Genomic DNA, 12,244 nt, shown 5'->3' on the forward strand with positions numbered 1-12,244 from the left:
CCGGTTGGCACAGGATTCGCCCTACCTGATTGCTCGTCTCCGATAACCGCCGATTGAATCCCCGATGGCCACTCTCAGAACCACCTCTCCCCTGCTCCTGAGCCTCCTCGCCGTCGTTGCCTGCAGCACGGTCCAGCCGAGCCGCGACGGCTCGGCGGAGGACGGCTCGAGCCCTGCCAGCGAGCGCGTCGTCCGAGCCGTGGCAGCGCCCCTGCCCCAGCTCGAGGGCAGCGCCTTCGAGGTCGCTGGACGCGCCACCCTGCCGGCCGCCGAGCCCGAGTCGCACCCGGACCTCCACAACGTCTTCGAGCTCAGCGAGAACATCATCTCCGGCAGCGAGCCGGAGGGTGAGGGCGCCTTCCAGCTGCTGCAGGAGAAGGGCGTGCGCACGATCCTCTCGGTCGACGGCAAGGAGCCCGAGGCGGAGTTGGCGGCCAAGTACGGCATGACCTACGTCCACGTCCCGATCCGCTACAACGGCATCACCGACGAGGACCTGGCCAAGATCACGAAGACCTTCCGCGAGAAGGAAGGCCCCTTCTACGTGCATTGCTTCCACGGCAAGCACCGCGGTCCCGCCGCGGCCGAGATCGGTCGCCTGGTGCTCGACGGAATCGACCGCGAGACCGCCCTGGGCGAGATGCGCCAGTGGTGCGGGACTTCGGAGAGCTACGAGGGGCTGTACCGCACGGTGGCCCTGGCGGACCTGCCCAGCGAGTCGCAGACGCGCGCGATGGACTGGGACTTCCCGTCCGCCAGCCCGCTGGACGGCGTGGCCGGTGCGATGGTGCGGATCACCCGCTCCCACGACCTGCTCAAGGCCCTGTCGAAGAACGATTGGCGCGCGCCGGACCACCACCCGGACGCCAACGCGCTGAACGAGGCGGAACAGCTCGCCGTGCTGCTGCAACGGACGACCGAGCTGGATGAGACCGCCGCCGAGCCCGCCGACTTCCGCGCGATGATGGCGGCCTCGGCCGAGGCCGCTGCCCAGCTGCGCGACGACCTGCGGGCCATGAACGCCGGCGAACTGACCCACGAGCAAGCCTCCGCCAGCCTCAAGGTCGTGGCCAACAGCTGCACGGCCTGCCACGAGGTCTACCGCAACTGACCGATGGGCCCGCCCGCTCCTGATCGGGAGCGGGCTGCGCGCAGCGAGCTCGGGGCGGTAGGCTCGGCCGCGTGCAGCTCCCCACCGCCTCCGACTTGCGCGCGGCCCTGGCCGCCGGCCCGCCGCTCCTGCTCGACGGGGCCATGGGCTCCCAGCTCCTGGCCTCCGGATTCGACCTCGCGCGCGACTACCTGGAGGTAGAGGACGGGGTCGAGGTCCTCAACCTGACCCGCCCGGAGCAGGTGCGCGCGGTCCACGAGAGTTGGTTCGACGCCGGCTGCGACCTGGCCACGACCAACACCTTCATGGCCCTGCCGAGCGTCCTGACCGAGTGCGGCCAGGGCGCGCGCCTGAACGAGATCGTCGCCGCCGCCGTGCGCGAGGCACGCGCCGCCGCGGAGGCCTGGTCGGACGAGGACCGGCCCCGCTGGGTGCTGGGCGGCGCCGGACCAGGCACGGACCTGCCCACCAAGAGCGGGCGCTCGAGGGCCGCGGTCGAGGCCGACTACGACGCCCTGCTGCGGCGCCTGACCTCGGGCCGCGTGGACGGCCTCTTGATCGAGACCTGCGCGGACCCGATCCAGATCGCGGCGGCGGTGGCGGCGGCCCGTCGCATCGGCGACGAGCCCCTGCTGCTCTCCCTGCTGCCCGGTGCGGCGCCCCTGGCCGAGGCCGTGGCTGCCGCGCGCGACCACGGGGTCGACCTCCTGGCGCTCAATTGCGGCGACGGACCGGGCGGGATGGAGGCCGGGCTGGCGCAGCTGCGCGAGCTGTGGGACGGACCCCTGGGCTGCTGGCCCAACGCCGGCGCCACGGGCCCCGAAGAACCGGCCGGGATCGGCCCCATCGGGCCCGAGGACTTCGCCGCCGGCGTGGCCGAGCTGGCGCGGCGCTTCGACCTGCGCCTGGTGGGCGGCTGCTGCGGCACCTCCCCCGCCCACCTGCGGGCCCTGGCTCGCCGACTCGGGCGGCCCGACTCGGACGGTTTCTACGCCGAGCTCGAGTCCGAGGACGAGCTCGACGACGAGCCCGCAGACGACGACGAGTGAGCCGGCTCAGCCGTTCTCGTCGAGCAGCTCGCGCTTCTCGCGCGCGTACTCCTCGTCGGTGAGGATGCCGTCGGCATGCAGGGCGTGCAGCCGGCGCAGGCGCTCGTCCAGGGGCAGGCCGCCCCAGCCATCGCCGCGCCCACCGCGCGCCGGACGTGCAGCTCGGGCCGCCGGACTCGCGAGGTCGATGCCGGCCTCGTCCAGCGCGTCGGAGACCATCCCGCCGCCCATGCGCGACCAGGGCTCCAGGTCCTCGCGCGCGCGCTCGGGGTCGAGGATCAGCCCGGCCCCTGCCACGCCGCGGGCGCCGACCCGGCGCAGGAAACCGCCGACCATCAGCAGCACGAACCCGACCGGAGCTCTCATCATCCCCGCGCCAGGGTCGCTCGCGCCGCCGGAACCGACCGCGACAAAGACGCCCACGATCGACGAGAAGAACAGGATCAGCCCGAGCACCATCAGGATGGTGCCCAGGTAGAAGCTGCTCTTGCGGGCCTCGGAGACGTTGCGTCGAGCCATGGTCGGTGAAATCGGGTTGCGAGTCGGCCGCAGCGCGGAACCTCTCGATCCTACGGACCGCGAAGGGGTGCGCTACGCCCCCGCGCGCGTAACATTCCCCCCCATGCAGCGCGTGCTCGAGCCCGAGGTGATGGACACGGCCGAAGAGGCCGACGAATACGACGCCATGGACCACACCGAGCCCAACCGGGGCTTCGTGGCTCGCCTGGTGGAGCTGGGCGCGGGCGGCTCGATGCTCGACGTGGGCTGCGGGCCCGGGCACGTGGCGGTGATGGTCTGCGACGAGATCGCCGAGGGCAGCGTGCTCGGCGTCGACCTGGCCCAGACCATGCTGACCCACGCGGAGCGCCACCGGTCGAAGTCGCCCCACGCCGAGCGCCTGAGCTTCCGACTGGCCGACGCCAAGGGCCTGCCCTTCGCCGACGGCGAGTTCGATACCGTCTACTCGAACACGATCCTGCACCACATCCCGGATCCGCGGCCGTTCCTGTCCGAGTTGCGGCGGGTGTTGAAGCCCGGCGGCGTGCTGCTCGTGCGCGACCTGTTCCGCCCCGACGACATCGAGCGCGCGGACGAGCTGGTGGCCCTGCACGCGGCGGGCGCCAACCCCAACCAGCAGGCCCTGTTCCACGCCAGCCTGTGTGCGGCCTTCACCCCCAACGAGCTGCGCGCCCTGGCCGACGAATCCGGTCTCGCAGACGCCGAGATCGTCGTCGACACCGACCGACACATGTCCCTCCAACTGCGCCGCGGCGCCTGAGCCCGCGTTTGGAAAGTGAGCTCGCACTGGCCCTGACCGGCGGCGGCGCCCGCGGCGCCTACCAGGTCGGCGTGCTCGCGGCCCTGGCCCGCGCGCGGCCGTCGCTCGAGTTCGACATCCTGACTGGCGTGTCCGCCGGCGCGATCAACGCCGCCTTCCTGGCCGCAGTCGACGGTGACCTGCCCACGCGCACCAGGTCCTTACGGCGACTGTGGACCGGCATTGACGTCGAGGACGTGATCGAAGTGTCCGCGACGACCCTCGCGCTCAACGCAGCGCGCTGGGCCTTGCGGCTGGTCTCCGGGGGACGCGGCCCGAAGACCCGCGCGCGCGGGTTGGTGGACACCGCGCCCTTGGCGCAACTGATGGCGCGCGAGCTGAACGTCGACGAGGACGGCCGCATCCCCGGCATCGAGAAGCACCTGGCCAGCGGGCGCCACCGCTCGGTCGCGATGACGGGCTCGTCCTACTCATCGGGGCGCTCGGTGACCTGGGTCGCGGGGCGCGAGATTCGAACCTGGAACCGCCCCAACCGCGTCGCGCGGCGGACGGTCCTGGGCGTCGAGCACGTGATGGCCTCCTCGGCCCTGCCCCTGCTGTTCCCCGCCGTCGAAGTGGAGGGACGTTGGTACGGGGACGGGGGCATCCGCCTTTCCGCTCCCCTGGCGCCCGCGATCCATTTGGGCGCCTCGCGGATCCTGGCCATCTCGACGCGCTTTCCCCGGGACCGCGAGGACTCGGCCCTGCCCTCGATCCAGAACTATCCGGCCCCGGCCCAGGTGGGTGGCGTGCTGCTCAACGCGATCTTCCTCGACCTCTTGGACCAGGACGCTCTGCAACTGCGGCGCATCAACCGCCTGCTCGAGTGCCGCGAAGGCGCGCAGCGCACCGAGCTGCGGCCGATCGAGCTGTTCGTCGTGCGCCCCTCCGCCGACCTGGGGCGACTGGCGAACGACTACGAAGCCCGCCTACCCAGGGCCCTGCGCTTCCTGACCCGTGGCCTGGGTACCCGCGAGCTGCGCTCCAACGACCTGCTCAGCCTGTTGATGTTCCAGGCCGACTACGTCGAGCGCCTGGTGGAGCTGGGCGAGCACGACGGCGAGCGGGCGTTGCCCGGGCTCACGGCGCTCTTGGACTGAACTCCTCGATCGGGCGGCGCGGATGGGCTGCCCGACCGGCAAAGCAGCGGGGCCGCGCACTCGCCCCGGTGTGGAACGAATGCGCGGCCCCGCAGCCCCGTCCGATCGGTCGCGTCCGACCGGACTCAGCGGCCCTTCTTCCAGAACTCGAAGTACATCTCCTCGAAGCCCGCGATATCCACGTTGAACAGGGCGCGCAGCTCGCGCTGGATCGCGGGGATGTCGCTGCGCGGGACCCCGCCCACGCGGTGGATGAACTCCTGGGCCTTGTCGCGCGTGCGCTTGTCGTTCATCACGAAGTAGATGATCGAGCCGGCCTGGTCGTAGGCCAGGCCCGCGGCGCTCTCGCCCTTGTTCGTCTGGCCCGAGCTCGAGTACAGCATCGAGGGCATCGTCATGATCTTCTGCATGCGGATGTACTCGCCCTCGGCAACGGCCTCGTCGGGACCGTCCTTGAGGGCGCGCTTGGCCGCGCGCTTGCCCATGTTGTTGATGTCGCCCGCCTTCTGCTTGTACTCGACGGTCTCCATGTAACGCGCCACGCCCTCCTGGAACCAGGACCCGCCGCCGGAGACGAGCAGACGGTTGCCGAAGATCTGGTGCGTCAGCTCGTGCAGGTGGGTCGGGTCCTTCGGATCCTGGTAGGTCGTCGCGTACCAGTCGCCCGAAGCGATCCCGCCCGAGCGCGCGGCGTTCTCGCGGGACCAGCCCAGCTTCTCCTCGATGTAGTCGATGTACTGGTCGCGCGTGCGGAACAGGAAGATCGGCATCAGCCGCTGCCCCTCGATCTCCTCGAAGGGGAACTCGCCGCGGATCGCGTCGTAGCACTCCTCCACGTTCTTGGCGAAGGCGTTGGCGCCCGAGGAGTTGCCGATCACGATGTAGTGGTCGGTGCGCAGGAAGCGCACGCGCTCGTCCTCGAGGCTGGAGGGCATGTCGCGGGCGATGCGAGCCTCGACTTCCTCGTCGGTCCATTCGGGGTTGCGCGGCTCGCCGGTGAAGCTCACGCCGGTCTCGAGGAAGGCCTCGATCATGCCGCGCTGCTCCTCGGTTGGCACGGCGTCGAAGCCCACCTCGACCGTGTAACCGGCGTCGGGCAGGAGGCCGCTGAGGACCCAGCCCGCGCCCGTCTCGAGGGTCGAGTCGAAGACTCCGTAGCCTTGCAGCACGGCGTAGGGCGTGTAGCCGAAGGGACCGTTGACGACCCGGTGCGGGTGGTACTGGAACGGCCGCTCCATGCGGGTCCAGAAGTCGCGCACCAGATCGGCCACCTCGGTGGGCTCCGAGAAGCCGAACTCGTCCGCGGGCAGGATCCGCAACTCGATGGTCAGGGTGTCCTCGCCCAGCGTCCCCCTCCAGCTGGCCTGGACCTGGCCCTGGTCAGCGGGGCCGCCGGTGATGTTGCCAGTGTCCGGCAGGTCGAAGAGGAGCCCGTACTTCTCCACCAGGACCGGCTCGTCGACCGGTGCGCCGGGCGCGGCCGAGGGCGCGGTGAAGGTCGGGGCGACAAGGGTGAACAGGCAGGCGATTGCAGCAGTCATCGGGCACGGGACTGGGTGTCGAGCTGGCCAGCGAGCCAAGCAAAGAGGGCGTCGGCGCCGCGGGCGCCACTGAAGCGGTCGACCTCGCGGCCGCCGGCGAAGAGGATCGTCGTGGGGACTCCGGTGATTTGGAGCTGGGCCGCGGTCTGCTGCTCGGCGTCGATGTCGAGCTTGCCGAACAGCACGCGACCCCGCATCCGACCGGCGACCTCGGCGTAGGCCGGGGCGTAGACCTTGCAGGGACCGCACCAAGTGGCCCAGGCGTCCAGTACGAACGGCAGGTCACACTTCTGCGTGAAACGGCCCAGACGGCGGCCCGTGACCGCGAAGGGCAGGCCCTCCAGGAACGGCGCGCGGCACTTGCCGCAACGCGGGTGGTCCCCCACTCGCGCCGGGGGCACACGGTTGAGGGCTCCGCACAGGGGACAAGGGATCTGGATCCGCTGCTCCTGCGGCGAAGCTCCCCCGGCGCCCGCCGTGGACCTGGCTCCGTCTGCTTGCGACATCGGGCCGCGAGGATAACCGAGGGGGCCGGCGCCGGCCGAGCCGGGCTGGAACCCGTCCTGGGGCCCTGGCAAGCTGCGCCGATGTCCCTGGTCCTGCGCCCCGCCTACCGGATCCAGTCCGAGCGCCTGACGATCCGCTGCTACGAGCCCAGCGACGCCCCGCAGCTGCGCCAGGCCATGGAGGACAGCGTCGAGCACCTCCTGCCCTGGATGGCCTGGGCCCGGGACGAGCCGGCGCCGATGGCCGAGATCGTCGTCCGGATCCGGCGCTTCCGGGCCCAGTTCGACATGGGCATGGACTTCATCTACGCCATCTTCGACGGGGACCAGAAGTTGGTCGGGGGCACCGGATTGCACCCGCGCATCGGGCCCGGCTGCGCCGAGATCGGCTACTGGATCCGCGCGGGTCACACGCGCCTGGGCTACGCCACCGAAGCCGCCGCGGCCCTGACGCGGGTCGGATTCGTCGTCCACGGCTACCGCAAGATCGAGATCCGGGTCGTGCCGCAGAACGAGCCCAGCGTCCGCATTCCGCGCGGCCTGGGCTACCGCTTCGACGGCTTGGCCCGCTCCCACGTCCCGGGCGTGGAGCGCACCGACCCCTGGCGCGACGCCGAGGTCCACAGCCTGCTGGCCACCGAGTTCATCGGCGGCACCGCGGACCAGCGCTCGCGCCGCGTGTCCGCCTTCGATTGCACCGGCGAACCGCTCCTGACCCCGGCGCCGTGATCTCCGCGCCGTGATCTCCGCGCCGTGACCCCCGAGCCGTGATCTCCAGCCCTGTGGAACGGCGCCCCTTGGCCGTCGGGCGGCCAACTTCGGCGGGCGGACCACCGGATCCGACGCGCGGCGCCCACGATCGGCTCGGGACTCGCCGAGCGCCCTGAAGGCGCGGGCTCCGGAGCCGTAGTATCCGCCTCCCTCCGCGCCGCCCATCGGCGACAATCGCGGTCCGGTCCCATGCCCGATAGTGATTCGACACCCCGCGGCGATTCGCCCCCCCGCGGCCGTGGCCCCGGCGCGCCCCTCGGGCCGCCGGGCAGCACGCCGACGCCCAGGCCCCCGGGCGGGTCTACTGGCGCAGCGGCGGGGCCTGGCGACGAGACGCGGAGACCCGGGAGCACTTCTGGCCGGCAGCGCATCACCGGCGGCGGCCCCGAGCCCGCGCCGCCCCCCTCCAGCGACGTGATCCTGCGGGCCTACGCCCGCTCCCTGGAGGTGGGCGCCGAGCGCGAGTTGGCCAGCCTGCGCCGCGAGCACCCCGAGCTGCGCCACGACTTCGAGGCGCTGGACAACGCCTGGACTCGGCTCGCTCCCCTCCTGGGCCTGTCCTCCCACACGCCCACCGCGCCCCAGCGGCCGGGTGCCGACGTCGATCCCGGCATCAGCCTCGATCGTCGACCGGGGAGTGCCCCCTCCGGCGACGGCGCCCAGGGCGGCCCGCTGCTGGACCGCATCGCCTCGCGCAGCGTGCCGCCCGAGCGCTACCGCGCCCGGCGCGAGATCGCCCGGGGCGGCATGGGGTCGATCCAGTCCGTCTGGGACGAGGACTTGCGTCGCCACCTGGTGATGAAGGTCATGTTGCAGCCCCAGGACCGCGATCCCGGGGTCGTCAGCCGTCCGCCCGACAGCCGCCAGATCAGTCGCTTCCTCGAGGAGGCGCAGATCACCAGTCAGCTCGACCACCCCAGCATCGTGCCGGTCCACGACATCGGCATCGACGAGCAGTCGCGGCTCTACTTCACGATGCCGCTGGTGCAGGGCGAGGAGCTCGGCAAGGTCATCGCCAAGGCCCGCGCCGGCGAGGACGGTTGGACCCGCACGCGCCTGCTCAGCGTGTTGGTCAAGGTCATGGAGGCCGTGGCCTTCGCCCACAGCCGCGGGGTGATCCACCGCGACCTCAAGCCCGAGAACATCATGGTCGGCCGTTTCGGTCAGACCTACGTGATGGACTGGGGCCTGGCGCGGGTGCTCGACGAGACCGAGCGCGCCGAGCACGAGAAGGGCAAGACGACCCTCGACGTGATCCGCGACCGGGTCAAGCGCGGCGGCAAGGGCCTGCGCCGCCCGCAGGTACGGACCGAGCGCCACACCGACGACCGCGGAGATCGCTCCTCGGTGGACACCCTCGACGGCGACGTGGTCGGCACCCCGGGCTACATGGCGCCCGAGCAGGCCCTGGGTCAGCGCGACAAGATCGGGCCGCGGGCGGACATCTACGCGATCGGCTCGATCCTGTACCAGCTGCTCACGGGCTACCGTCCGTTCGACGATCCGGTCAGCCGCGAGAGTGGTTCGCCGCTGTTCGAGCGCATCCTCGAGAGCGAGCCCGTCGACATCCGCGACCTCGAGAAGGACTGCCCGACCGAGATCGTCGCCATCACCAAGATGGCCATGGCCCACGACCAGGCCGACCGCTACGAGTCGATGCTGGCCATGATCGACGACGTGCGCGCGTACCTCGAAGGTCACGTGGTGCGCGCCTACGAAGCCGGGCTCCTGGCAGAGGTCCGCAAGTGGATCGTGCGCAACCGCGTGTTGGCCAGCACGGTCGGCATCGCCGGCGCCGCGGTGATCGGGTTGATCGTGCTCTTCGTCTGGCAACAGCAGCGCAACCTGTCGGACATGCAGGCCGAGCAGAAGCGCACCGAACTGGCGCGCAACCAGGCCGTCGAGTCGAGCATCGAGGAGCAGCGCCAGCGGCAACTGGCCGAGGCCGCCCGTCAGGAAGAGAATCGCGCCCGCGCCAAGGCCGAGGACCAGGCCGCCGAAGCCGAGCGCCAGCGCAGCCTCGCCGACAACCGGCGTATCGAGGTCGAGCAGATCGCCAACGAGCTGCGACTGCGCGAGGCGGTCCAGCGGCGCCTGCGCTACGCCGCCAACCTGCGCGCCGCCGACATTGCCCTGGCCGCCAACGACCAGCCCGAGGCGCGCCGCCAGCTCGAGGCCTGCGAGGACGACCTGCGTGGTTGGGAGTGGGCCTACCTGGCCCAGCGCGTGGACCTCTCGCTCGGTTCGATCGAGCGCTGTGCGCGGGATCCGGTCGACGTGGCGGCCCTGGGCGGTGGCGAGATCGGCGTGCTCGCGGCCGACGAATCCCTGGCCCTGTGGTACTTCGGCGCCGACCGCGCCCACCAACGCTGGAAGCTGCGCGCGGTGCCCAAGGACATGGCCTACGACGCCGACAGCGGCCTGTTCGTGGTGTCCCACGGTCTCGGCCCCCTGACCGTCCTGCGCCGGCGCATCTCGACCGAGCTGCGACGCCTGGTCGACCCCACCGCCTTCGACCTCGAGTTCGGCCCCCTGGACCTGGAGCGCGGCGGCGGCCGCGTCGTGGCCGGCGTGATCGGGTCCGGCAGCCGCGGGCGCGAGCGCAGCGCGACCGTCTTCGACACGTCCAACGCAAAGCCCTTGGCTGCCCTGAGCGGGCGTCGCGCGCGGATCGTGACGGCAGTGTCCTGGTCCCAGGATGGCGCTTGGCTGGCGATCGGCTACGACGACGGGCAGTTCCAGCTCTACGACGGCATCGACTACAAGCTGATCGACGAGCTCGCGCCGCACTCCGAGGCCATCACGGCCCTGACCTTCTCGGACGACAACAGCCGTCTGGTCTGCGCCAGCGCCGACGACTCGGCCACCGTCTTCGACATTGCCTCACGCGGCGCGCTCTTCGCCCTGCGCGGGCACACCGGCCCGATCACCGCGGCCCTGTTCGGATCGGATGATCGCTGGATCGCCACGGCCTCCACCGACCGCTCCGTGCGCGTCTGGGATGCGGGCAGCGGCGTGCTCCAGTCGACCCTCAACGGCCACCGCGGGACGGTCGTGGGTCTCGATCTCGAGCCCGACACGGGCCGACTGATCAGCCTGGCCGCGGACCGCTCCGTGCGCGCCTGGGACCCCTCGGCCGGCGCGCCGGCCAGCACGATCGACATGCGCCGCAGCCGCAGCCGCGGTTGGGTCGACTTCAGCCCCGACAGCAAGCGCGTGGTGCTGCCCAACGCCTTCTCGGCCCAGGTGCTGGACCTGCGCACGCTCGAGCCCGTCGCGGCGATCGGCGACGGGTCCTTCCTGAGCGGTCGTGTGCGCCACAGCCCGGACGGGGCGCTGTTGGTCGCTCCGTCCCTGGGCGAACTGGTCGCCTGGGACTCGGCCACCGGCGAGCGCGCCGGGGTGATCGGCAAGCTGCCGCGCCAGTTCAGCCTGTTCGAGCTGTCCCGCGACGGCAGCCTCGCCGTGGCCTCGGGACCGATGCGCGCCCAGTTCGACTTGGACGGCAGCGAACGCGACGGGCCCCCGCCCGACATCGTCGCCCTGTGGGCCGATCCCCTTGCCGCGCTGCGCTCCGACGGCGACGCGGCGGGCAACTTCGAGTTCGACGCGGACTGGACCGTCGACCTGCCGCGGGGCGTTTCGGCCCTGGCCCTGTTGCCGATCCCCGGGCGACGGGACGTGCTCGTGGCCTGCTCCGATGGGGCCGTGCGGCGCTACGACGTGCGGGCCTCGGGCGCGCTTCAACTGACCGCGACGCTGCTTCCCGAACGCGGTCGGATTTGGGCCGGCTTCGATCAGGTGGCGCGCATCGCCATCTCCTTCATCGAGGCCCTCGACGGCAGCGGCTTCCACCTGGCCGCGCGCCTGGTGCCCAGGCCCGAGCCCCTGTGCCTGTCGATCGCGCCCCAAACCGGAATCCTCGCCGTCGGGGCCTCCGACGGCGCAGTCGACCTGTGGAACCTGGCCGATGGTTCCCACCGCACGATGCTCGTGGGCCACGAGGGCGCGGTCAACGCGGTGCAGTTCTCCCCCGACGGCTCGCGCCTGTTGACCGCCTCGAACGACGAGTCCCTGCGGATCTGGGAGGTCCAGCTCGGTGAATCGCTGATCGTGCTTCGCAACCACGAGGGGCCCGTGCTCGACGCGCGCTTCACTCCCGACGGTTCGCGCATCGTCTCGGTGGGCAGCGACGGCACGGCGCGGCTGTGGGAGACGGAACCCCAGGAGGAACGCTTCGACGCCCGCCGCCGGGCCCGTGAGAAGCAGCGCGCCGCGCGCCAGTATCTCTTGGGCACCCTCGACCGCTTCGTCAGCACGACCGAGCTGATGGAGGCGATCTCGGACGACGCCAGCCTGACCGAGCCGATGCGCAAGCAGATCGCTGACTACGTGCGCTTCTTCGGCGAGAACGCCACGCGCCTGGCGAGCGATGCCTGGTCCGTGGTCCAGGACGAGGGCCGCGAGCAGGAGGAGTATGAGGACGCCCTGGCCTGGTCCCTGTTCGCCTGCAGCCTGGAGCCCGAGCAGTCGATCTTCCTGCGCACCCTGGGCATCGCCCAGTTCCGCATGGGCTTGAACCAGGCCTGCATCGAGACCCTCCTGGAGGCGGGCCAGATGCACCGCCGCGGCCAGCGCATCGAGGAGCTGGCCGTCCTGGCGATGGCCTACGCCGAGATCGGTGAGCAGGACAACTCCGACCGGTTCCGGCGGGAGTTCGAGACCATGATGGAGGAGTCCATGTGGTCCAAGAACGGCCTGGTCCAGGCCCTCGACCGCGAGCTCCGCGACCGACTCGGCAGCGCCCCCGCGCCGCTCGAGACCGAATCCCAGGGCGGCTGAGACCCC

The 12,244-nt window shown here is 71.5% G+C and carries 9 protein-coding genes; 6 read left to right on the forward strand and 3 right to left on the reverse strand.

The genetic code is table 11. The features are described 5' to 3' along the window. Positions 1-64: 64 nt before the first annotated feature. Together Pla133_RS21845 and Pla133_RS21850 are read left to right on the forward strand one after the other, a co-directional pair. Positions 65-1,111 carry a protein-tyrosine phosphatase family protein gene (locus Pla133_RS21845; RefSeq protein WP_145069238.1) on the forward strand — a complete coding sequence of 349 codons (1,047 nt, stop codon included), beginning with the start codon at positions 65-67 and terminating at the stop codon, positions 1,109-1,111. A gap of 71 nt (positions 1,112-1,182) precedes the next feature. Beyond that, entirely contained in the window at positions 1,183-2,160 is a 978-nt protein-coding gene (locus tag Pla133_RS21850; protein ID WP_145069240.1) for a homocysteine S-methyltransferase family protein, read from the forward strand. Positions 2,161-2,166: 6 nt separating this feature from the next. Here Pla133_RS21850 and Pla133_RS21855 read toward each other — a convergent pair whose 3' ends face one another. Beyond that, positions 2,167-2,679 (reverse strand): SHOCT domain-containing protein, encoded by a 513-nt coding sequence (locus Pla133_RS21855; RefSeq protein ID WP_145069242.1) that lies wholly within the window; start codon positions 2,677-2,679, stop codon positions 2,167-2,169. 103 nt (positions 2,680-2,782) lie between these two features. Between Pla133_RS21855 and Pla133_RS21860 the strand changes: the two genes are divergently transcribed. Then, entirely contained in the window at positions 2,783-3,439 is a 657-nt protein-coding gene (locus tag Pla133_RS21860) for a class I SAM-dependent methyltransferase (RefSeq protein ID WP_419191837.1), read from the forward strand. Between the two features lie 8 nt (positions 3,440-3,447). Then, positions 3,448-4,578: a patatin-like phospholipase family protein gene (locus Pla133_RS21865; protein WP_419191838.1), complete on the forward strand. Its 1,131-nt coding sequence runs from the start codon at positions 3,448-3,450 to the stop codon at positions 4,576-4,578. 125 nt (positions 4,579-4,703) lie between these two features. On the opposite strand, the gene Pla133_RS21870 is transcribed toward Pla133_RS21865, so the two are convergent. Beyond that, positions 4,704-6,119: a hypothetical protein gene (locus Pla133_RS21870; protein WP_145069247.1), complete on the reverse strand. Its 1,416-nt coding sequence runs from the start codon at positions 6,117-6,119 to the stop codon at positions 4,704-4,706. Further along, entirely contained in the window at positions 6,116-6,625 is a 510-nt protein-coding gene (locus tag Pla133_RS21875; protein WP_145069249.1) for a thioredoxin domain-containing protein, read from the reverse strand. The genes Pla133_RS21870 and Pla133_RS21875 overlap by 4 nt, the downstream gene beginning before the upstream one ends. A gap of 81 nt (positions 6,626-6,706) precedes the next feature. Here Pla133_RS21875 and Pla133_RS21880 point away from each other — a divergent pair, with 81 nt between their 5' ends. Continuing rightward, the gene (locus Pla133_RS21880; protein ID WP_145069251.1) at positions 6,707-7,354 is read left to right on the forward strand and encodes a GNAT family N-acetyltransferase; all 648 of its coding nucleotides are present in this window, start codon (positions 6,707-6,709) and stop codon (positions 7,352-7,354) included. Positions 7,355-7,810: 456 nt separating this feature from the next. Further along, positions 7,811-12,238, forward strand: coding sequence for a protein kinase domain-containing protein (locus Pla133_RS21885; RefSeq protein ID WP_145069253.1), 4,428 nt, complete (start codon positions 7,811-7,813; stop codon positions 12,236-12,238). Positions 12,239-12,244: the final 6 nt, after the last annotated feature.

It is taken from the genome of Engelhardtia mirabilis (assembly GCF_007748095.1).
GTDB lineage: Bacteria > Planctomycetota > UBA1135 > UBA1135.